We start from the raw sequence: 21,129 nt of genomic DNA, 5'->3' as shown, positions 1-21,129 counted from the left end.
TACCCTTAGAGGACGGCCTGCGCCCAGGTACCTTGCGCAACGCGAACATCGAAAACGGCGCCGTGCGTTAGGGTCGTCATGACGAAGTGGAACGTGGCGTTGGCCCCCCAGGCCATCCAGGCCCCGCGGTCGATCTTCCAAAGAGCGGCGAAGCCTGCGCCGAACACGCCGGCGGCCACGATTTCCAGGGCCCCGGCGCCTTCCTTGGAGCCCCACGCCGCGGCCGCAGCCACGAGGCCGCAAACGACGAGCTCGACCGCGCGCGGGACCGCCCCGTCGAGGGCGCGCAGCACCATTCCTCGCAAAATGAGCTCGTCACGCACGGCGAGGAGCACGGAGACAATGAGCCCATTAATGAGAGGAAGCACTCCGATCTGGGCGGCCCCGTGGAACGTGGCCGCGCGGGTGACGAGGGCCAATCCCACGAGAACCACGGCCAAACCGAGCGCATAGCCCGCACCGCGCAGGGCCCGCAGGGCGATGGCCTTCGCGGGCGGTGCCTTTTCCAGCGGAGTGGACCAGGCGACTCCGAATTGCCCTGAGCCGAATTCGGCCGCCGCGGCTTGCACGGCAGCCGCGCCCATGGCGTTGCGATGGAGCAGGGCGCCGACGAGGAGGATGCCCGCCTGCAGCGCAAGGGCCGAGGCCAGCGGCTTGGCCACCTGCGCGAGCGCCTTCACAAGGCGCCTTCGAAGTTGGCCCCTTGTGCGAGGAGACCGGGCAGGCCGCCGGTGTGGATGAACAGGACGCGCGCCCCGCGCGGAATGGCTCCGCGGGCGACGGCTTGTGCGAGGCCGAACAGCGCCTTGCCGCTGTAAACAGGGTCGAGCAGGATGCCGCTCGTGCGCGCGACGCGGATCAAGAACGCGCGCTGCTCTTCGCTCATGACGCCATAGGCAGGGCCCTTGGCGCTGTCGTCGATGGTGAGGGGGGCCAGTCGGCTCAGCGAGGGCTCGAGCTCGCGCGCCTCGGCGACGACGCGGGCGATTTGCTGCTCGAAATGGGCGCGATCGTCGCAGACGGCGAAGGTCCACACGTGGTGCGCGACCTCGTATTCGGCGGCGCCCAAGACGACGCCTGCGGCCGTGCCGCCGGAGCCACACGCGTGGGCCACCAGGTCGAAGGCCGCTGCGCCGCCCGCGATTCCGTGCTCGAGCTGCATGCGCGTTTCGCGCATGGCCTCGACGTACCCGAAGGCACCGAGCCCGTTGGAGCCGCCCTCGGGGATGACGTACGGGCGTTCACCCACCTCGACCAACGCTTCGGCGGCTTCGCCCATGATGCGCGTGCGATCGCGGTATTCATCGGCCGAAACGGGACGAATTTCCGCGCCGGCGAGGCGATCGAGCAAGACGTTGCCCGTGTAGTCGCGGCGGAGCGCGTCGGGGTTTTCGCCCGTGCGCAGAAAGAGGATGCTGCGCAAGCCGAGCATCGCGCTGGCGATGGCCGTGCTGCGGGCGTGGTTCGATTGGGCGCCGCCGCAGGTGAGTACGCAGGTGGTGCGCCGCTCGAGGGCGTCGCCCAAGAGGTACTCGAGCTTGCGCAGCTTGTTGCCCGACTCGGCGCCGCCGGTGATGTCGTCGCGTTTGATGTACAGCTCCACGCCAAGCATCGACGAGAGCGCTTTGGAGCGCACGATGGGGGTCGGCGCATGAACCAGAGGGATGCGGGGCCTCACGCGAACGTGACCAATTTGGCGCTGCCTTCGACGGCGGTTCCGGGGGTGACGTGCACCTCGGCCACCGTGCCGGGCGCTTTGGCGCGAAGCTCGTTTTCCATTTTCATGGCCTCGATGATCAGGAGCGGTTGCCCTGCGGCGACCTCGTCGCCTTTTTGGACCAGCACTTTTACGACGCGGCCGGGCATGGGCGACTTGACGATTTTCTCTCCGGCGCCGCCACCAGCTTTCTTCGCAGCGTCGGCGGCGCGCTGGCGTTCGCTCACGACGCGCACGTAGGAGCGGTGCCCGCTGGCGACGACGCCGACGTCGGGCGGGGTGCCTTCCGTCGTGAGATCGACGACCTGGCCGTCGACGCGCACGGAAATGAGCCCGCGTCCAGGGAGCGAGACCCGGTCGACGTCGACGAGCTCGCCTCCGATGCGAACCTGCAGCTCGCCGCTGGGCAACTCGGTGACGTCGACCTCGACGGGTTGGCTGTCGGGGGACGCCGCAGAATCGAGGGAGACGTAATAACGCATGGCGCGGACGGACGTTACCCGAAGGAGTCTTTGTCGGCCAGCGTTGCCTGCGCTATTGGGCTATCCATGTCCGCTGTCCTCGTCGGCAAACCCTTTTCTCTGCGAGACCTCGAAGACGTCGCCCTCCGGGGGCGCGCCGTGGAGTTCCACCCCGAAGCCCGCGCAAAAGTCGTTGCATCGCGCGCGGCCATCGATCGCGTCGCCCTCCAAGGCGATGATGCGCCGAGCATCTACGGCGTCAACACCGGCTTCGGTGCGCTGAGCGAAACGCGCATCGGTGCCAACGACATTCGTGCGCTGCAGCGAAACCTGGTGCGCTCCCACGCGACCGGCGTCGGCCCCGATCTGTCGATTGCCGAGGTGCGCGGGATGATGCTGCTGCGCGCGCAGGTGCTGGCCATCGGGCACTCCGGCGTGCGCCCGGTGCTGGTCGAGCAGCTGATCGAGATGCTCAATAAAGGTGTGCACCCGCGCATTCCGTCCCAGGGATCGGTGGGCGCCTCGGGCGATCTCGCCCCGCTCGCGCATCTCGCGCTGGCCATGATCGGGGAAGGCGAGGCGTCGGTCGAAGCCTCGGTGCGGGCGAGCGCCGACCCCAAGGCCGGCTACCGCCCCGTGCACATTCCGGGCGCCGATGCGCTGGGCATGGTGGGCATTGCGCCGCTTTCGCTGGAGGCCAAGGAGGGGCTCGCGCTCATCAACGGCACCCAGTACATGGCATCGCTGGGCACCTTGATGTTGCTCGAGGCCGAGCGCCTGTGCACGGCATCGGACATCGCGGGTGCGATGAGCCTGGAGGCGCTGAAGGGGACGAAACGTCCCTTCGACGAGCGGCTGCAGGTGGCGCGTCCGCACCCGGGGCAAGCCTCGGTGGCGAGCAATTTGCGCGCGCTGCTCACGGACAGCGAAATCATGGAGAGCCACCGCGATTGCGGCAAGGTGCAGGACGCCTACAGCCTTCGCTGTATGCCGCAGGTCCACGGTGCAACGCGCGACGCACTCGGCTGGGTGCGCTCGGTGCTCGAGCGGGAGGTGAACAGCGTCACCGACAACCCGAGCGTCTTTTTGGACGAGAAGGGGGAGCCGGACATCATCAGCGGCGGCAACTTCCACGGGCAGCCGCTGGCGCTGGCGCTGGATCTCGCGGCGATGGCGGTGGCCGAGCTGGCGAACATCAGCGAGCGCCGGGTGGAGCAGCTGGTGAACCCGGCGTTTTCGACGGGGCTGACGCCGTTTTTGGCGCCGGGCAGCGGCCTTCACTCGGGCTTCATGATCGCGCAGGTGGCCTCGGCGTCGCTGGTGAGTGAGAACAAGGTGCTGTGCCATCCGGCGAGCGTGGATTCGATTCCGTCGTCGGCGGGCAAGGAAGACCACGTGAGCATGGGGAGCGTGAGCGCGCGCAAGCTGCGGGAGATCGTGGCCAACGTGCGCAACGCGATTGCCATCGAGACGATGGTCGCCTCGGCGGGGCTCGACCAGCGAAAGCCGCTGACGCCGAGCCGCGGTGTGCGCGCGGCGCATGCCAAGGTGCGCGAATTGGTGGCGCCTCTGACCGAGGATCGGCCGCTCTACAAGGACATCGCGGCGGTGTCGGCGCTCATCGCGTCGGGCGAGCTGGCCCGCGCGGTCGAGTCGGAGATAGGGACGCTCCACTGACGTCGCGCACGTCCCAAGCGACGGCGCCGTCTTTCATGACGAAGGTGACGTGACCAAGGGCGTGGATGTCCTTGGTCGGGTCGCCTTCGACGGCGACCAAGTCGGCGATTTTGCCTTTCTCGATCGAGCCGATGCGGTCATCCCACCCAATGAGCTCCGCGCCGCGCAACGTGGCGGCGCGGAGGGCTTCCACGGGTGAGAGGCCGTAGGCCACGAGCATGATGGCCTCCATGGCGTTGTGACCGTCGTCGGCGGATTCGCTGGCATCGAAACCTGCCGCGATCTTGACGCCAGCATCGCGTGCGTCGCGCACGAGGCGCGGGCTATTGGCGATGCGTTTGAGGTAGCGCTCGCGTCGTAGGCCGCTGGCGGGGGCGTCGGCGAGGAGGTTTGCCAGGGCGGCGACCGTGGGAACGAGGACGACGCCGCGATCGCGCATGAGTCGGAGGATCTCCGGATCGGCGTTCTCTCCGTGCTCGATGGAGTCGACGCCTGCTGCGATGGCGTTGCGGATCCCTTGTTTCGAGGTGGCGTGCGCCGCGACTTTGTGGCCAGCGGTGTGGGCGATATCGACGGCGGCCTTCATCTCGTCGACGGTGAGCGTGGGGTGGACGGTGAAGGTACCCCAGCCCTCGGGAAAATCCGCATAAAGCTTGAGCAAGTCCGCGCCATGCTGAATCTGTTCACGGGCGGCTCGCCGCGTTTCCTCGACGCCGCTCACGAACTGGGCACCGGAAGGAGGGTGCGCGAGATCGGGCGACACGCCAAAGGGCATGTACCCGCCGACCGCCGCGATGGCGCGTGTGGCGACGAACATGCGCGGTCCCTCCACGAGCCCTTTGGCAATCGCATCGCGCAGGGAAACGTCTGCATACATGAGCCCTTCGTTGCCGCAGTCTCGTACCGTGGTGAACCCAGCGCGCAGCACGTTGCGAGCATTGGCGACGCCTTCGAGCGTGCGGTACGCCTCGGATTTCTCGACGAGCATCTCCAGATAAGACTTGTCGCCGTTCGAGAGAATGTGCGAGTGCGCATCGATCATTCCAGGGATGATCGTGACGTTGCCCAAGTCGACGACGGTGGGATCCGCCGGTGCGCCTTCGGTCACCGAAACGATGCGGTCTCCCTCGATCCGGACCACCGCGTTGTTCACGATGCGTCCGGCCTTGGCGTCGAACATCCGCGCCGCCCGGATCCCACGAATGCGCCCCAGCGTCGCACTCTCCGGTGGCTTGGCCGCCGCCACATGCGCCTGGCAGCCCCCGAGGAGCCCCCCAAGCGTCAACATTCCGAACAAAAGCCGTCGCACGCCTTTCGAACAAGCCGCCCTCATGGTGCCAAAAAGCCCGCGATACCCCTTGCCGTCAACAGTCGCGACGACTCGCGACACTTCCGACCAACATGGACACCTGAGGTCCTGCTATAGGAGGAACCACCGACAAGGCCCCTTGGCGGAATGGCATACGCAGTGAATTTAAAATTCACGGCTCGAAAGGGCGTGCGGGTTCGAGTCCCGCAGGGGCCACCGCCGCAAAGGCGAGACGTGGTGACGTCAGAGCACGTCGAGGTAGCCGCGCATCGCGTAGACTCGGCGACGCTTCAGCGGTTCGGGAGCCGTTCGCTCTAAGAAGATGCGCAATTTTGCACTCTTCGCCGCACCGCCATCTAGGTACACGGGAGACTCTGCGGGACCCACGGCTTTCGTCCACGCAGGTGCTGGCCGCTGAGTTCGCTCGCAAAGTAGCTCTGCGAGTGCAGCGTACGTTGCACGCTCGTTGCGACCAAAGGTTTCGGGTGGGGGCGGTAGCGCGGACATGTCCAGATGCTCCCGATGCGCATCCTTGACCCATTGTCTCGCGGCTAGGTTGTCTCCGGACATGACGGCTCGCACTAATGCCACGACCCTCTCGGTCAGAGACATTGCTGGAGAGGCATGCGGCGAAACCATTTACCCTGATCTATACGATCGGGCTGCTAACGGCGCAACGAGCCCGCAAAGACAGGACCGCTAGATCGCCTCGCTAATCAGCTCCCATAGGTCATCAAGATTGAGCCTGGTGTTATGTCGCTTCGCGGGGAGGACGAAGCCGCCAACGCGATTCCATACGTCCTCCAGATCGAGTCCAGCCGTGTTCATCGTTCTCAGCAGGATCAGGGCATCCTCGCGGTCAGTTTCATCTCGAAACGCCATCAATTTCATGGCGAGCAGTTGCTCAGCGCCTGGTATCAAAATGTCGATGCAGCCCACCTTCAACAGGAGGTGCACGTCGCCTGAAACTTGAGGTGGTAGAAGACCCGCGTGCTTGGCCCTCTCGTTCAACCACCCCGAAGGCAGCCCAAACTCCGGGGCGATTTTGTCCGCGGCTGCGAGGATCCGCGGTGCATCGGCGGGGTCCAGCACGGCGTCGAAGTCCTGTGTCGTTCTTCGTGAATCAAAAGCGAAGGCAAATGCTACGCCTCCAATAGCGATGATTTGACTGGGAGGTCCGTCCGCCAATTCCGCCGAAAGCCGATCCAAGACGCAGCGCCAATCTTCCCGACCAAGCTTTGGCCCCTTCGGCATTTCGGCCTCCCCTACGTGTCGCTCACCTTAAGGTGTACACGATTTGGCGATCAACCCCCCGTGCGGTGCGCGGTGTTGCGTGTCTTGGTGCGGAGCCAGGAGAGGGCTTGCGACAGGAACGTCGGGTCCACGGTGTGGCCGGCGGGGCGTTCTTCGACGCGGTGGGGCCAGCCCATGGCGGCCAAGGCGTGGGCGTAGCGGCGGGAGTCGTCGGCGGTTTGGCGATCGGAGGCGGAGACGCCGACGAAGATCGGGGCTCGGTTTTTCGTGGCGGCGAGGTGTTGGCCGGGGGAGGCGCCGCCCGCGAGGATCACGTAGCCGTCGATGTCGGTGAGGGCGCCGCGCACGGCGACGCCGCTCCCGTAGTAGGCGCCGCTCGAGAAGCCGACCACGAATGTCTCGTCGAAGTCGTGGCCCACGCGCTTTGCGAGCTCTTTGCGTTCGCGTTGGATGTCGGCGAGCACCTTGGCTTCGTGTTCGCGTTGCGCGGGGATGGACGTGGGCCACAAATACCCGTTGCCCGCGGCGTTCTTCGGCGACGTCGGCAGAAGAACGGTGAAGCCGTGGCGCTTCGCGTAGTTCGCCATCGAGCGCTGTTGGAGCCACGCAAAACCGGGGGTCGTGGCCAGCGAGCCATGGAGATAAATCACCAGCGTATGGTGTCCCTCGGACTTCGCCGGATCGTCGCCATCGAAGTAGCAGACGTGCTCTTCCAGCTCCGTGACCTCGGGCGCGCACCAATCTTTCGGCCCCTCCGCGTCATCGCTGCTCGAGCTGTTCGGCCTGCTCGAAGCGTGCTTTGCGCTTTTCGTCTGCGTCGACTTCGACGCGTTTTTGGCGCTTGCCGGTACCGCGAAGGCACACGTCGCGAGAGCCAGTCCCAGCCATATCGGACGCATTGGGCACACCTTGTATCACGAACCGGGCCGCCCATGCCGCTTTGCAGCGACGCTCCGCGCTACGGAATAGCTGGCCTCGTCCCGCGTTGAGGGCAAGCGATGAATCGACGCACGTGGATCGCCTTGGGCGCGCTGGCTGCGGTGCTGTTCGCGTTCGCCGTGTATCGCTTCCGCCATCGCGGCGACGTGGCGGCTTCGGGCGAGCGAGGCGATCCTGCTGCACCCGAGTCCACCGCTTCCGACGTCACCGCGAGCGATCGCGATCTGTCGCGCGGCAGCGTTTCGGGGCGCGTCACCGACACGGCGGCGAAGCCCATTGCCGGAGCCCAAGTCTGCGCCTTCGCTTCGTCGGACCGCCTCGTCTCGGTCGACAAGCGCGTTCCGCGTTGCGTGACCACGGGTGCCGATGGGCGCTACCGCATCGACGACCTGCTCGTCGCAAGCTACGAGGTGACCGCGTCGGCGGTGAATTACCAGCCCGCACGCTGGGTCAACGCAGAGAAGACAGGACGCGCGCTCACCTTGGCATCGGGCGAGGCACGCGAGAACATCGATCTCGTTCTCACCGGGGGCGGCGTGCAGGTCCGCGGGCGCGTGCAGGACATCTCGGGTGGTCCCGTCGTCGGTGCGCTGGTGACCGTGCTGTCGACCGACCAAGCCATGTTTGGTCCAGAAGGCGCCGCCAATGCGGTGGCGCAAAGCGATGGCAAGGGCGAGTGGCAAGTTTGGGTCTCGCCGGGCCGAATCTCCGCGCAGGCCACGGCGGAGGGATACGCCGATGGCTCGAAGGATGGCGTCGCGCCAGGGCAGTTCATCGAGATTGCGCTCACGCCCGAATCGGTGCTGCAAGGTCGCGTCGTCGAGGCGGGCACCGACACGCCCGTGGCCGGAGCGCGCGTGTCCGCGAATGGGAACGCCATCATGTTCGGCCCCGGCGGAGGAGGAGAGCACACGGCGCTCACCGATGCGGAAGGGCGCTTTCGCATTTCGCGGCTCGAGCCCGGCCGCTACAAGCCGGATGCGAAAACGCCGCATCGATGGGGCACCGCCCGCGAGAGCGTTCTCCTTGGCGTGGGCGAGACGTCCGGCGAGGTGCTCATCGAAGCCCACCCGGCAGCCACCGTGAGCGGCCGCATCACGTTCAGCGACGGCAAAGGCTGTCCACAAGGCGCGGTGAACCTCTCCGAAAAAGGCAAGGGCGAGTTCCGCTGGGCCAAGGCCGACGACGACGGCAAGGTGCGTGTCGAAGCCTTGCTCCCCGGCACGTACCAGGTCGAAGTCTGGTGCAAGGACGCGGCGCTCGAGGACAAGTACGAACCCATCACGCTCGCCGAAAAGGACATCGACGGCCTCGTGTGGAAGGTCAACGCGGGGCTTTCCATGAGCGGCGTCGTCGTCGACGCCAAAGGAGAGCCCGTGGCCGGCGTAACGCTCTTCGCGCGCACCCGCGGAGGCGATGGCCGCGATCCGCGCAGCCGTACCGGGTGGGGCAACACCCAGAGCGAGAAGGATGGAAGCTTCCGCATCCGGGGCCTGCTCGCGGGTACGTACAGCGTCGATGTGCGGCGTGAAGGCATCGCCACGCCCAAGGAGCCGCTGGACGTCAAAGTCGATCGCGACGTGAGCGGATTGCGCATTACGCTTCCCGCCGGCGGCTCCATCGAAGGCACCGTGGTCGATGGATCGGGTGCACCCGTCGCGGGCGCGAACGTGCAGGCGAAGGGCAGCTCGTGGGGCTGGAACCAAACGTCCACGCGCGACGATGGGACCTTCGCCCTCAAGGGCATCAACCCGGGCGACTACCGCGTTTCCGCCTCCCACGGTTGGTCGGCCATGCGCGCCCCCGGCACCAAAGACGACGACGTGCAAGGTGTCTCCACGGCGGTGAAGGCCGGGGAAACGGCCCGCGTGAAGGTCGTCGTCGAGTCCCAAAAAGACGAAATCCGCGGCCGCGTCGTCGACGACGGCGGCCAGCCGGTCACCGACGCCTTCGTCGACGCCGAGCGTGAATCGGACAGTGCGAGCAAGGCGCAGGGGCAGGCCGGTCGCTCGATGCGATGGGCCTGGGGCCGTCGCACGCCCGTCCTCACGGAGCTCGACGGGCGCTTCACCCTCACGAAGCTGTCCCCGGGAACGTACACCGTGCGCGCCTTCCGCAAAGGGGGTGGCGAGACGATGGCCGAAAAGGTGCGCGCGGGAACGGAGGTCACGCTCACCATTCGCCAGACGGGATCCATCTCGGGCGTCGTCGTGGGGAGCAAAGGCTCGTCGCCCGAACGCTTCTCGGTGACCTTGCGCGACGAGAAAACGGGCGTCTCGCGCGACGAAAGCTTTTTCCGCACGGGCGGCGCCTTCGCGCTGCGCGATCTTCCGGCGGGCGACTTCGTCGTCTCCGCCGAGGCCGCCGAGGGACGCGCGCTCACCAAAGTGCAACTCGAGCAAGGGGCCAAGCGCGAAGGCTTGCGCCTCGAGCTCGAAGGCAATGCCACCCTGCGCGGCCGCGTCGTTGCACTCGACAACGGGCAACCCATTCCGGGCATGGTCGTCTTCGCCCGGCCGGCGAAAGGAGGCTCGTCGGGGATGATGTCGATGGGCGGTTCGATGGGGGACCAGGACCGCAAAAATGTCACCGATGCGGAGGGCCGATTCGAGATCGAGCGCTGTCCCGCGGGGCGCGTCATCGTGAGCGCATACCCCAATGACTTCCGCGGCTCGGAATTTTCCCCGATTTACGTTCCGCTCACCGTCGACGCGGGAAGAACGAACGAGGTTGCCCCGCTCCGTGCGCCGCGCAAGCGCACCAAAGGATTCGACATGGGCGGCGATCTCGGCTTCGTCCTCCAAGAGCGCTCGCCGGACGCGGATCTCGAGCAGGCGCGCAACATCGTGAGCGTGGTGCGGCCGGGCAGCGCCGCGGCGAAGGCCGGCCTCGTGGTGGGCGATGAAATCGTCAGCGTGGACGGGCAGGACGTCGTCGGCCCGAACGGCTACCTCTATCGTTCCTTGAGCAACGTGCCCGAGGGAACGAGCATTTCCCTCGGGCTAAAACGGGGCGGGCAGGTGGTCATCCAGGCGGCGAAGCCTCTGTAGGATCGCCGAGCGCGGAGGTGACGAGCTCGGTGTCGGCGTATTCGACGAGCTCGCGCACCTTGCCCTCGGCGAAGCGGTACACGAAACAGTAGGCATTGTTGTAGGGCATGTTGCTCTTGGTCATGACATCGCCGCGTGCCTCCACGACGACGCAGTCGCCTTCGGCGATGAAGCGAGTCGCCGTGGCCTTGTAGGGGGTCGCGAATTTCGCCCGAAGTGGCGCGAGAAGATCGCGGAGTACGGATTCCTTTCCCACGTAGGTTTTGGACCATTTCGTCGTGCCCGGCACCGTCCAGCGCACGTCGTCCGCCAAAGACTCCACCAACGGCCGCGAGTTGCCCTTGGCCAGTTCCGCATAAACATGCTGCAAGAGTCGCTTGTTCTCGTTCGATTCCATGCGCCAAAGCATGGACAACGGGCGCCGCCGGCTCCAATCCATAGGTGGCATAGAGTCCTTTCGTCCCATGAATCTTGCTTCGCTCGACCTCAACCTTCTCGTAGCGCTCCAGGCTCTTCTCTCCGAGGAGAGCGTCAGCCGCGCTGCGCAGCGCGTGGGCCTTTCGCAGCCTGCGACCAGCCACGCCCTGCAGCGCCTGCGGGACATCATGGGCGATCCTTTGTTGGTGCGCGTGGGCTCGCGCATGGAGCTCACGCCCCGCGCGCAGGCCTTACGCGTGCCGTTGTCGGAGGCGCTGGCTCAGGTGCAGGGGCTCTTCGTGGCCGACACCTTCGAGCCAGCGATGAGCGAGCGCCGGTTCAGCGTGATGATGCCCGACCACGTTCTCAACTTGATCCTGCCGCCGCTTCGCGAACGCATTCGCAGCGAGGCTCCGAGGGTTCGCGTGGACGTAGCGCCCTGGCGTGGACCGGGCGTGATGACCGCCGAGTTCGCGCGCACGATCGACTTGGTGATCGCCTGTACCGGGTCGGAATTTCCTGGCTTCCACGGCCAGCGCCTCTTTTCGGACACCGATGCCATCGCCATCCGCAAGGATCACCCGGAGCGCGCCTGTATCGGGCAGATGGAGCCTTTTCTCGCGACGCCACACGTGGCCGTCTACGGCCGCGGCCAGCGCGAAGATCCCGTGGATACGTGGCTGCGCGAGAACGGTGTGGAGCGCCGCATTGCGCTCGTGGTGCCGAGCTATCTGCAAGCGCTGCACATGGTCTCGTGCTCCGATTTGATCGCCGTCGTCCCTCGCCGGCAGATCGAGGTGCTCGGGGGCGTGCTCGGTCTCGATGCCGTCCAACCCCCGCTGGATCCGGGATCGTTCGAAGAGATCATGTTCCATCCGACGCGCGCCCAGGTCGATCCGGGATCGATCTGGTTGCGCAAGCACGTGCTCGCGATCGGAGCGAGGTTCGCCTAGTTCTCGAGGCTCGGAAGGAACGTCGGCTTCGTGCGAAGGTGCGTCGCTTGCTCGTACGCGTAGGCGATGCGCAAGAGCGCAGGCTCGGACCACGCGGGGCCGAAAAAGAGAACGCCCGCCGGCAGTCCGTGCACGGCACCGCACGGGACGGTGATGCTCGGGTAGCCGGCCACCGCGGCCAACGTCGACATCGAGCCCGTGATGGCGTCGCCGTGCACGAAGTCCGTGACCCAGGCCACGCCGCCGGTGAGGGTGACGATGGCGTCGAGCTTGTTCTCGCGCACGGTGCGATCGATACCTTCTTCGCGCGCGAGCTTGCGGCACGCGACCAAGGCCTCGCGGTACGCCGGTGTGTCGAGCGGGCCCTTTTGCAGGGCGCGGTCGAAGAGATCCTGCCGGAACCAGGGCATCTCTTCGCGGGCGCGCTGCACGTTGAACTTCACCAGATCGTCCAAGGTGCGCAAAGGCTGGTTCGTGCGCGTGGCCAGGTACGCCGCCATGTCGGCCTTGAGCTCGTAGAGCAGCACTTCCAGCTCGGGGGCTTCCACGGCCTTCGCAATATCGCCCAGCGCGCGGGCCCCGGCGCGTGCGGCTTCCTCGGGCGCGTGCGCTTCGATCTCGACGACCGTGGCGCCCAGCTTTCGCAACGCCGCGATGGCCGCATCCAGGGTGGCCATCAGGGCAGGGGTCATCCAGCGCTCGCCGCGGAGCACTCCGATGCGCGCACCGCGGGCACCGTCCCGCGTGAGGAATCGCGTGTAGTCGCGTTCGGCGCGTGCGCCGCTCGTCGCGGGATCGCGCGGGTCGGCGCCGGCAATGGCGCCAAGCAAAATCGCGGTGTCGGCCACGGTGCGGGTCATGGGGCCGGCCGTGTCCTGCGAGTGCGCGATGGGGATGATGCCCGCGCGGCTGACCAAGCCCACCGTGGGCTTCAGGCCCACGAGCCCGCAGAGTTGCGCCGGGCTCACGATGGATCCGTCCGTCTCGGTGCCGATGGCCGCGGCGGCGAGGTTTGCGGCGACGGCGGACGCGGAGCCCGAGCTCGAGCCGCTCGTGTTGCGATTGAGCACGTAGGGATTCTTCGTGAGCCCGCCGCGGGCGCTCCACCCGCTGACCGAGTGCGAGTCGCGCATGTTCGCCCACTCGCTCAAGTTCGTCTTGCCCAGGATGATGGCGCCGGCGTCCCGCAACCGCGCCACCACATGGGCATCGCGCAGGGCGGGCGTCCCGAGCAGCGCCAGCGAACCTGCGGTCGTCTGCATGCGATCGCCCGTATCGATGTTGTCCTTCACGAGCAGCGGTATGCCGTGCAGCGGCCCGCGTGCGCCCTTGCTGCGCCGCTCTTCGTCGAGGCGCGTGGCGATGGCCTGCGCCTCCGGGTTGATCTCGAGCACGGATTTCAGCGCCGGCCCCTTGCGATCGACGGCCTCGATGCGTGCGAGGTACGCGTCCACTAGCTCCCGCGACGAGCAGTCGCCGCGCGCCATGCGCCCGGCCAGATCGGCGATGGAGGCTTCCTCCAGCTCGAGTCCGCGCGGCCGCGGCGCGCTCGTGAGGGACGGCGTGACCCCGCTCCGGGCACAGCCACTCCCAAATTGCGCCAAAATGCCCGAAATCGTCACGCCGAGGAACGTCCGTCGATCCATGGGCTCGGCACGATACCAGATCCGGCTTTGGGTCGAACCTCGGGCCGATCCATACTGCGCGCCATGTCCCGTCGCATCTTCGATCCCATTCGCTGGGCGCGCATCTTTGCGTTGGCCGCGGTGACCGTGCCCGTCACCTCGGCGGCCGCGGCGCCTGCTCCCTCGATTCAAGGTGAGCCTCCCTCATTATCCATCGAAAAGACCCGGCTTGCGAACGGTCTCGAGGTCATCCTGCACGAGGACCATCGGACGCCGATCGTCACGACGAACGTCTGGTACCACGTCGGTTCGAAGGACGAGCCCTCGGGCCGGAACGGCTTCGCCCACCTGTTCGAGCACCTCATGTTCCAGGGCTCGAAACACGTTCCCGAGGACGCGTACTTTCGCTTCTTGGAGCGCGTTGGTGCGACGGACGTGAACGGCACCACCAGCACGGACCGGACGAACTACTACGAGACGGTGCCGAAAAATCGGCTGAATCTGGCCCTATGGCTGGAGAGCGACCGCATGGGATTTTTGCTCTCCCACGTCGACGAGCTGACCTTCACGGGACAGCGCGACGTGGTGAAGAACGAGCGGCGCCAGAACTACGAGAATGCGCCGTACGGCCTGGTGGTGCAGTACATCTACGAGCGGCTCTACCCGGTGGGACATCCGTACCACTTTCTCACCATCGGCACGCCGCGCGATCTCGATGCGGCCTCGCTCGAGGATGTGAAGTCGTTCTTCCGCACGTGGTATGCGCCCAACAATGCGACCTTGGTGATCGCGGGCGACTTCGATCGAACGAAGACCCTGGAGCTCGTGGAAAAGTACTTCGGGCCGATCCCGTCGGGTGCGCTGCCGGCGCGTGCGCCGGTGCCGCCGGTGACGTTGGCCAAGGAGGTGCGGCTCGACGTGGCCGCTGGGGTGGAGCTGCCGCGCGTTTACATCACGTGGCCCACGCCGCCGATGTTCGCGCCGGGTGATGGCGATTTGGATTTGCTGTCGCACGTTCTTTCGAGCGGGAAAACGAGTCGGTTGTACAAGAAGCTCGTTTACGATCTTCAAATTGCGGCGGACATTTCGGCGTCGCAGGACTCGAGCCAGCTCGGCTCGACCTTCGAGATCGTGGCCACGGCGCAGCCCGGGCACACGGCGCAGGAGCTGCTCAAGGCCATCGACGAGGAGCTTGCGCTCGTGCGCTCGGGCGGCGTGAAAAGCGAGGAGCTCGCGCGGGCGAAGACGTCGGTGCTCTCGGGGCTGACCTTCAGCCTGGAGCGGACGGCGTCGAGGGCCGATCGCATCAATTTGTACAACCAGTACATGGGCGATCCGCGGTATCTCGCGAAGGATCTCGCCCGGTACGAACAAGCCACGGCGAGCTCGGTGCAGGATGTCGCGCGCCGGTACCTTCCGGCGGACAAACGCATCGTGACGGTGGTGACACCCGAAAAAGGGGCGCCGGTGGCGGGCCGCCTTAAAGGAGGTTCGTGATGAGGCGCATCGTTTCGTTGGGGGCAGTCGTCATGGTGGGCATTCTGGGCGTGGCCTGCGGTGGCACGCCGAAGCTTCCTCCGGCGCCGCCGGCACCGTCCCCCGTGGAGCCTCCGAAGCCGCTCGAGCCGAGTTCGCCGGCTGCCCCGCGCGGGGACACGCCCGATGCGGCGTTCCGCGAGAAGGCGCCGGACGAAGATGGCACCGTCGTCTTCACGCCGCCGAAGGTGGAGTCGTTTCGTCTGAAGAATGGCGTGCGCGTTCTCTTCGTCGAGCGGCGCGATCTGCCCATCGTGAGCGTGCGCCTGGCGCTCAAGGCCGGTGCGGGGGACTATCCCGCGCTGAAGCCGGGGGTCGCGTCGTTCATGGGCTCGATGCTGGAGCAGGGGACGAAGAGCCGCACGGCGTTGCAGTTGTCCGACGACTACGAGGAGATCGGCGCGCAGCATGCGGCATGGTGCGGGTGGGACTCGTGCGGTGGTTCCGTGAAGACGCTGGCGAAGCACCTCGATCGGGCGCTGCAGCTCTTGGCGGACGTGGCCACGCACCCGACGTTCCCCGATGCCGAAATCGAGCGCTTGCGCTCGCGGCGCTTGGCGGCGCTCGCGCAGGAGAAGACGCAGCCCGGTGCCATGTCGCAAAATGCGGTCGCGGCGGCGCTGTACGGGCGCAACCACCCTTACGGCAACGCGCTGGGCGGTCGCGCGGACGACGTGAAGGCGCTGGCGCGCAAGGACCTGGTCAAAGCCTACGAGACGATGTTCACGCCGAAGAATGCCACCTTGGTGGTCGCGGGTGACATCACGCAGAAGGCGCTCGCGGACAAGCTGGAGTCGTCGTTCGGTGCGTGGGCTGCGGCCGGTGCGGCGCAGGCTCCGCGCACGCCGGCGGCGCCGGCCACGTCGAAGGCCCCGCGGCTCGTGTTGGTGGACAAGCCGGGGGCGGCCCAGTCGCAGGTGGCCTTGGTCGAGGTGGGGGTGCCCCGTCGCAATGCCGATCGCGATGCCATCACGGTGATGAATTCCATCTTGGGCGGCATCTTTTCGAGCCGCATCAACTTGAACCTGCGTGAGGCGAATCACTTCACGTATGGGGCAGGGTCACGGTTCGCGATGCGGCACGGCCCGGGCCCATTCCTGGCCGGCGGTGCGATGGTGTCCGAGAAGACGGCTGCGGCGGTGGGCGAGCTGTTTCGCGAGATCCGGCGGATGATCGACGAGGACGTCAAGGACGAGGAGCTCGCGGACGCGAAGTCGGACATCAAGCATGGCCTGCCGGGGCGGTTCGAGACGGTGAACGCGGTCACGTCGGCCGTGGAAGACATCGCGATTTACGACCTTCCGCTGGACGAATTCGTGACCTTGCCCAAGCGGATCGACGCGGTGACGGTGAAGGACGTTCGTCGGGTGGCGAAAAAGTATCTCCATCCCGAGGCGCTCAAGGTCGTCATCGTCGGCGATCGCGCGAAGCTCGAGTCGGAGCTGACGCAGACCTTGCGGCTCGGCGCGCCCGAGGGGCGGGACGCGTACGGCGATCTCGTGCAGTAGGCGCGGTCACTCGCTGCGGGTGTACGTGACGGGGGGGAGCGTCCCGAGGGTGAGACGGTCCGCCCCCCCGAGTACCTCGATATCGTAGCGCGCTTTGGCGTTCGCGAAGTCCGGCGATGCCCAGTCCGTCTTTCCACCGACGGCGCCCAAGTGGAGCGTGTCGATGGTCAGCCCGGAGGCGCCGCTTTTGACGACGAGCCGCGTGGGTACACCCTCGGGACGCAGAAGGGTGACCTTTTTGACGCCCCCGCGGATGCGGACGATGACGGTGTCGGCGGGGCGGGGGAGCTGCAGGGACACATCGACCGCGCCGCCCGAGATTTCGAGCTCGCGCAATGTGAGGGCGCGCAAGTCGGCATCGAGGTTCACCACGCCGCCGCGAACGAGGATGTGCCACGGCAGGGACGGGTGAATGGCGAGCTCCGACGTGCCGCGCTTCGACGTGAGTCCGCGAAGCATGGATCGCGAGGGTTCGACCACGATGTGGCCTTCGTGCGCGGTGATGCGAGGTTCCGCGCCGACGAAGCGGCCACGGTAAAGATGCGGGCCGACCTCGGCGTGGAGCTGCATGTTGGTGCAGCCGCGCACGAACTCCAGGTAGCCGACCTTGTCGTGGGTGAGCGGTGCGGAGAGCTCGGTCGTGCCTTGCGGCGGTGGGTTTGGGCCTCCGGCGGGACTGGCGGGCCCCATGGCCCGGACCCGCTCCGTCTCTTGGCGAATCAACTCGAGCGACGTGCGGAAGAAGTCGTGCACACGGGCGAGCTCCTCTTCCGTGTAGCGTGAGCACATCTCCTCCCAGGCTTTTGCGAAGGGTCCGAAGATCGAGATGTACTCGGCCGTGCGATCGGGCAGGATGCGCACGAGCACCTGCCTGCGATCGTCGGGATCTTTCTCGCGGCGCACGAAGCCTGCCTTCTCGAGCCGATCGAGCACGCCGGTGATGGCGCCCGTGGTGAGGCCGGTGAGTTCGGCCATGCGACCGGCGGTGAGCGGGCCTTCGAGTGCGGCGCGGCCCGCGATGTCGAGGCATTTGTGATCGGTGACGCTGATGCCCATGCGCTCCGCGATGGCCTGATGGAAGAGGATGGTGCGCGCACTGAGCTCGCGCCCGAGCTCCTCACCGATGGTGCGTGACCAGTTTTTGCGGGTAACGCCGGTCGTACCGGTCACGCCGGAGGCGGGGATCTCTTTAATGCTGGGTTCGGTTCCCTTGCTCGCCACGAGGAGCGTCTCCAAAATTGTTTAGTATGTAAGATTTATACGGTCCGCGTTGACGCGTGTCGAGCCGCGGCGCGGGAAAACTCCGGCACACTAAATTATCTTACTTAATAAGACACTTGACTCGTCAGACGTGCGGATCCATTAACTATGTATCTTACTTACTAAGATAATTCGTTTGCGTCGCCGGGCGTATTGAATTTCCAAAAAGTTATATTACCAATGGGTGATATTCAAAGAAGGGAGCGCCCATCGTGGCACGCGTCCAAAACGATTCTCTTTCGGCGGAGCTGGCGTCGCTCCGCATCGACCGCACGGGGCCTTCGCGCGGTTCTTCATCTCCTTCTCCGCCGGTGCGTGGCACGCAGGGTGGCCTTTCGAAACGCTGGATCGCACTCCTCGCCGTTGCGGGCGTCGGCGCGGTTTCCGCCGTATCGGCGCGTCCGTTGCTCGCGAGGGTGCAGCGCCCCGTCGTACGCATGACGGAGATTGCGCAGGTGGCGCCGTCGCAGGCTTCGGTCGAGCTCACGGCCACCGGATACGTCGTGGCGCAGCGCACAGCGAAGGTCGGCGCGAAGGTTCAGGGGCGCATCACCAAGACGAACGCCCACGAGGGCGATCGCGTGCACCAAGGTGACGTGCTCTTCGAGCTCGATCCCACGGATCAACGCCGGGAGCTCGCGGCCGCGCGTGCCCGCGTCGAGGTTGCGCGCGCCAAAGTGCAGGTCGCCCGCGCCACCCTGGCCGAGACGGAGCGCTCCCTGGCCCGTGAGAAGAAGCTCGCTGCCAGCGGCGCGGTGGCCGTCGCCACAGCGGAAGATCTGGAGACGCGTTCCCTGTCGCTTTCGGCCTCGGTGGCCGCGGCCGAGGCGGAAATCAAGGCCGCATCGGCCGATGCCGCCCGCATCGAAGCCGCACTTCACGACATGCGCGTGCTCGCGCCCATCGATGGCGTGCTCACGACCAAGCCGCTCGAGGTGGGCGAGGTCGTCACCAACGAAACCCCGCTGGTCGAAATTCTCGACCCGGCATCGCTTCTCGTCGAAGTCGACGTGCCCGAAGGCCGCGCGGGCGCCGTGGCGGTCGAGGCACCCTGCGAAATCGTGCTCGACGCGTTTCCGAACGACCGTCACCGCGGCCAGGTCGTCATGGTGGGACCCCGCCTGAATCGCGCGAAAGCCACGGCCCTGGTCAAAGTGAAGTTCCTCGACCCGGTGCCGGAGCTGCGCGCGGAAATGGCGGCCCGCGTGGGCTTTCTGCGCGAGGCGCTCGACCCGGAAAAGCTCCACGCCGCCCCGCAAACGGTGGTCTCCAAGTCGGCCATCGTCGAGCGCGGTGGGCAAAAGTTCGTCTTCGCCCTTCGGGGCGATGCCGTGCACCTCGAGCGCGTGACGCTCGGCGAGGCACTCGGCGGGAGATTCGTTCTGGCGGAAGGGCCTTCGTCGGGAACGCGCGTCGCGGAAAACCCGGGCCCGGATCTCATGGATGGTCAGATGGTCAAGGAAAGCGAAGCGAAGTGATGGAACTGGAACTCGAACGAGACCGAACGAACGCCTCCCCCAAAGTCACCAACTCGGTGCGCATCGCGCCCTTCGCCGACGGCCCTCCCGTCATCCGCCTGCGCGGTGTCGCCAAGGAGTACCAACGCGGAGGGGAGACTTTGCGCATCCTGAGCGATCTCGATCTCGATGTCGCGCAGGGCGCATTCGAGGCCCTCATGGGCCCGTCGGGCTCGGGCAAGACGACGTTGCTCAACCTCATCGGCGGTCTGGATCGCCCCACACGCGGCAGCTTGGAGGTGGCCGGCGTGCGGCTCGATCAATTGAGCGACGCGGAGCTCTCCGAGTGGCGCGCGCAGACGTTGGGCATCATTTTTCAGGCGTACAACCTCTTGCCCGTGCTCACGGCACTGGAGAACGTCGAGCTGCCGCTTCTCCTTACGTCGCTGCCATCCTCCGAACGGCGCAAGCGCGCCCAAACGGCGCTGAAGATCGTGGGGCTCGAGCAGCGCATGGGCCACTACCCGCGCCAGCTCTCCGGCGGGCAGGAGCAGCGCGTGGCCATTGCGCGCGCCATCGTGAACGATCCGCTGGTCATCATCGCCGACGAACCCACGGGCGATCTCGATCGGCAGAGTGCCAACGAGGTGCTGGAGATCTTCGAGAAGCTTTACCGCGAGATGGGCAAGACCATCGTCATGGTCACGCACGATCCCACGGCCGCCGAGCGCGCATCGATCATCCGCCGCCTCGACAAGGGAGCCTTGATATGAACCTCGGACACTTGGTCGTGCGGAACGTGTTCCGCAACAAGGTTCGTCTCGCCCTGACCGTGCTCGGTGCCGCCGTCGCGGTGATGACGTTCATCACCCTGCGCACGGCGCTGCGCTCGTGGACGGTGGCGCAGGAGTTCGCGCAGAAGGATCGCCTCATGACCCGGCACAAGGTCACCTTCGTTCTACCGTTGCCCAAACGGTACGCGGAGGACGTGGCCAATGCCAAAGGCGCCGACGGCCGGCCTCTCGTGCGGGCGGTGACGTACGCGAATTGGTTCGGCGGGCGCGAGCCGAACCATCCGAACGAGTTTTTCGCGAGCATCGCCGTCGACGGCAAGACGTACTTCGAGGTCTACGACGACGTGCACGTGCCGAAGGACCAGTACGACGCGTTCCTGAAGGATCGCTCGGGGGCCATCGTCGGAAAAGGGCTGGCCGACAAGTTCGGGTGGAAGGTGGGCGACCGCATCACCCTGGAAAGCCCTCTCTATCCCGCACCCGAAGGGGCCGGGTGGACGTTCACCGTCTCGGGCATCTATACGGCGGCGCCGCACGTCGGCCAACAGACGTTCCTCTTTCACTGGCAGCGCCTCGACGACACGTTGCCGTCTGAGCGGCGCAACATGATCGGCTGGATCACCAGCCGCACGACGGATCCCGACGGCGCGGTCAAGGCCAGTGTGGCGCTGGATCGCATCTTCGGCGAGCGCGACGTGCAGACGGTGAGCCAGGACGAGCGGACCTTCAACACGGGATTCATCGGGATGATCTCCTCCGTGCTCGACGTGCTGAGCGTGCTCTCGCTGGTCATTCTGGCCATCATGGGGCTCATTCTGGCCAACGCCGTGGGCATGAGCACCCGCGAGCGAACGAGCGAGTATGCCGCGCTCAAAGCCGTGGGCTTCAAGCCGCGTCACATCGCCTTCATCGTGGCCGGCGAAGCGGCGCTGGTCGGTTTTCTCGGGGGCCTGGTCGGCCTGGTGCTCTCGTACTTGGTCGTCGACCGCGGCGTGGGGAAGTTCTTCGAGGAGAACATGACGCAGTTCTTCCCCGTGTTCCGCGTCGATGGCAGCACCCTCGCCATGGCGCTGGTCGTTGCGATCGCGCTGGGGCTCTGCGCGTCGCTGCAGCCAGCAATCCGCGCGTCACGTTTGCGTGTCACCGAAGCGCTCCGGCGCGTTGCCTAGAGG

General features: G+C 66.4%; 16 protein-coding genes, 1 tRNA gene and 1 pseudogene. 9 read left to right on the top strand and 9 right to left on the bottom strand.

All coding sequences use genetic code 11. From position 1 onward, the window contains the following. Nucleotides 1–5: 5 nt before the first annotated feature. The 3 genes and pseudogenes from LZC95_22610 to LZC95_22600 all read right to left on the bottom strand — a co-directional run bounded on the left by LZC95_22610 (nt 6) and on the right by LZC95_22600 (nt 1,869). Nucleotides 6–680: a hypothetical protein gene (locus LZC95_22610; protein WXA99594.1), complete on the bottom strand. Its 675-nt coding sequence runs from the start codon at nt 678–680 to the stop codon at nt 6–8. After that, nucleotides 677–1,678 carry a D-cysteine desulfhydrase family protein gene (locus tag LZC95_22605; protein ID WXA99593.1) on the bottom strand — a complete coding sequence of 334 codons (1,002 nt, stop codon included), beginning with the start codon at nt 1,676–1,678 and terminating at the stop codon, nt 677–679. Before LZC95_22605 ends, LZC95_22610 begins: the two co-directional genes overlap by 4 nt. A gap of 38 nt (nt 1,679–1,716) precedes the next feature. Next, nucleotides 1,717–1,869: pseudogene (locus LZC95_22600) on the bottom strand (biotin/lipoyl-binding protein). Between the two features lie 396 nt (nt 1,870–2,265). Between LZC95_22600 and hutH the strand changes: the two are divergent. Beyond that, complete coding sequence (hutH, locus tag LZC95_22595; protein WXA99592.1) at nt 2,266–3,855, top strand: histidine ammonia-lyase; 1,590 nt, start codon at nt 2,266–2,268, stop codon at nt 3,853–3,855. On the opposite strand, the gene LZC95_22590 is transcribed toward hutH, so the two are convergent. Beyond that, nucleotides 3,797–5,143: an amidohydrolase family protein gene (locus LZC95_22590; protein ID WXA99591.1), complete on the bottom strand. Its 1,347-nt coding sequence runs from the start codon at nt 5,141–5,143 to the stop codon at nt 3,797–3,799. The genes hutH and LZC95_22590 overlap by 59 nt on opposite strands. A gap of 154 nt (nt 5,144–5,297) precedes the next feature. On the opposite strand from LZC95_22590, the gene LZC95_22585 reads away from it, so the two are divergent. Further along, nucleotides 5,298–5,380: transfer RNA gene (locus LZC95_22585), tRNA-Leu, on the top strand. 483 nt (nt 5,381–5,863) lie between these two features. Here LZC95_22585 and LZC95_22580 read toward each other — a convergent pair. Continuing rightward, nucleotides 5,864–6,418, bottom strand: coding sequence for a hypothetical protein (locus tag LZC95_22580; protein WXA99590.1), 555 nt, complete (start codon nt 6,416–6,418; stop codon nt 5,864–5,866). Between the two features lie 50 nt (nt 6,419–6,468). Continuing rightward, on the bottom strand, nt 6,469–7,317 hold the full coding sequence (locus LZC95_22575; protein WXA99589.1) for a hypothetical protein: 849 nt from the start codon (nt 7,315–7,317) through the stop codon (nt 6,469–6,471). A 99-nt stretch (nt 7,318–7,416) separates the two neighbouring features. Between LZC95_22575 and LZC95_22570 the strand changes: the two genes are divergently transcribed. After that, nucleotides 7,417–10,407 carry a carboxypeptidase regulatory-like domain-containing protein gene (locus LZC95_22570; protein ID WXA99588.1) on the top strand — a complete coding sequence of 997 codons (2,991 nt, stop codon included), beginning with the start codon at nt 7,417–7,419 and terminating at the stop codon, nt 10,405–10,407. On the opposite strand, the gene LZC95_22565 is transcribed toward LZC95_22570, so the two are convergent. Next, a complete protein-coding gene (locus tag LZC95_22565; protein WXA99587.1) occupies nt 10,382–10,804 on the bottom strand; it encodes a nuclear transport factor 2 family protein in 423 nt (140 codons plus the stop codon). The genes LZC95_22570 and LZC95_22565 overlap by 26 nt on opposite strands. Before the next feature lie 67 nt (nt 10,805–10,871). On the opposite strand from LZC95_22565, the gene LZC95_22560 reads away from it, so the two are divergent. Continuing rightward, complete coding sequence (locus LZC95_22560) at nt 10,872–11,777, top strand: LysR family transcriptional regulator (protein ID WXA99586.1); 906 nt, start codon at nt 10,872–10,874, stop codon at nt 11,775–11,777. Here the strand turns inward: LZC95_22560 and LZC95_22555 are convergent. Next, entirely contained in the window at nt 11,774–13,423 is a 1,650-nt protein-coding gene (locus LZC95_22555) for an amidase (GenBank protein WXA99585.1), read from the bottom strand. The genes LZC95_22560 and LZC95_22555 overlap by 4 nt on opposite strands. 63 nt (nt 13,424–13,486) lie before the next feature. Here LZC95_22555 and LZC95_22550 point away from each other — a divergent pair, with 63 nt between their 5' ends. Then, on the top strand, nt 13,487–14,899 hold the full coding sequence (locus tag LZC95_22550) for an insulinase family protein (GenBank protein WXA99584.1): 1,413 nt from the start codon (nt 13,487–13,489) through the stop codon (nt 14,897–14,899). Then, nucleotides 14,899–16,446 carry an insulinase family protein gene (locus LZC95_22545; protein ID WXA99583.1) on the top strand — a complete coding sequence of 516 codons (1,548 nt, stop codon included), beginning with the start codon at nt 14,899–14,901 and terminating at the stop codon, nt 16,444–16,446. Before LZC95_22550 ends, LZC95_22545 begins: the two co-directional genes overlap by 1 nt. Nucleotides 16,447–16,452: 6 nt before the next feature. Here LZC95_22545 and LZC95_22540 read toward each other — a convergent pair whose 3' ends face one another. Next, a complete protein-coding gene (locus tag LZC95_22540) occupies nt 16,453–17,667 on the bottom strand; it encodes a MarR family transcriptional regulator (GenBank protein WXA99582.1) in 1,215 nt (404 codons plus the stop codon). Between the two features lie 251 nt (nt 17,668–17,918). Between LZC95_22540 and LZC95_22535 the strand changes: the two genes are divergently transcribed. The 3 genes from LZC95_22535 to LZC95_22525 are packed head-to-tail and all read left to right on the top strand — an operon-like array spanning nt 17,919 to nt 21,126. Continuing rightward, nucleotides 17,919–19,184, top strand: coding sequence for an efflux RND transporter periplasmic adaptor subunit (locus tag LZC95_22535; protein WXA99581.1), 1,266 nt, complete (start codon nt 17,919–17,921; stop codon nt 19,182–19,184). Further along, nucleotides 19,184–19,936 carry an ABC transporter ATP-binding protein gene (locus LZC95_22530; protein WXB00211.1) on the top strand — a complete coding sequence of 251 codons (753 nt, stop codon included), beginning with the start codon at nt 19,184–19,186 and terminating at the stop codon, nt 19,934–19,936. The genes LZC95_22535 and LZC95_22530 overlap by 1 nt, the downstream gene beginning before the upstream one ends. Then, complete coding sequence (locus tag LZC95_22525; GenBank protein WXA99580.1) at nt 19,933–21,126, top strand: FtsX-like permease family protein; 1,194 nt, start codon at nt 19,933–19,935, stop codon at nt 21,124–21,126. The genes LZC95_22530 and LZC95_22525 overlap by 4 nt, the downstream gene beginning before the upstream one ends. Nucleotides 21,127–21,129: the final 3 nt, after the last annotated feature.

The sequence above is a fragment of the Sorangiineae bacterium MSr12523 genome (genome assembly GCA_037157775.1).
GTDB classification, from domain to species: domain Bacteria; phylum Myxococcota_A; class Polyangia; order Polyangiales; family Polyangiaceae; genus Pendulispora; species Pendulispora brunnea.
Note: the sequence above shows the minus strand (reverse complement) of the source record. Positions and strands in the feature narration are given on the sequence as shown.

What these genes read in the sequence shown, in the direction of transcription:
- hutH (WXA99592.1), top strand. Translation starts at nt 2,266, where the DNA reads ATGTCCGCTGTCCTCGTCGGCAAACCCTTTTCTCTGCGAGACCTCGAA.
- LZC95_22590 (WXA99591.1), bottom strand. Translation starts at nt 5,143, where the DNA reads ATGTTGACGCTTGGGGGGCTCCTCGGGGGCTGCCAGGCGCATGTGGCG.
- LZC95_22580 (WXA99590.1), bottom strand. Translation starts at nt 6,418, where the DNA reads ATGCCGAAGGGGCCAAAGCTTGGTCGGGAAGATTGGCGCTGCGTCTTG.
- LZC95_22575 (WXA99589.1), bottom strand. Translation starts at nt 7,317, where the DNA reads ATGCGTCCGATATGGCTGGGACTGGCTCTCGCGACGTGTGCCTTCGCG.
- LZC95_22570 (WXA99588.1), top strand. Translation starts at nt 7,417, where the DNA reads ATGAATCGACGCACGTGGATCGCCTTGGGCGCGCTGGCTGCGGTGCTG.
- LZC95_22565 (WXA99587.1), bottom strand. Translation starts at nt 10,804, where the DNA reads ATGGAATCGAACGAGAACAAGCGACTCTTGCAGCATGTTTATGCGGAA.
- LZC95_22560 (WXA99586.1), top strand. Translation starts at nt 10,872, where the DNA reads ATGAATCTTGCTTCGCTCGACCTCAACCTTCTCGTAGCGCTCCAGGCT.
- LZC95_22555 (WXA99585.1), bottom strand. Translation starts at nt 13,423, where the DNA reads ATGGATCGACGGACGTTCCTCGGCGTGACGATTTCGGGCATTTTGGCG.
- LZC95_22550 (WXA99584.1), top strand. Translation starts at nt 13,487, where the DNA reads ATGTCCCGTCGCATCTTCGATCCCATTCGCTGGGCGCGCATCTTTGCG.
- LZC95_22545 (WXA99583.1), top strand. Translation starts at nt 14,899, where the DNA reads ATGAGGCGCATCGTTTCGTTGGGGGCAGTCGTCATGGTGGGCATTCTG.
- LZC95_22530 (WXB00211.1), top strand. Translation starts at nt 19,184, where the DNA reads ATGGAACTGGAACTCGAACGAGACCGAACGAACGCCTCCCCCAAAGTC.
- LZC95_22525 (WXA99580.1), top strand. Translation starts at nt 19,933, where the DNA reads ATGAACCTCGGACACTTGGTCGTGCGGAACGTGTTCCGCAACAAGGTT.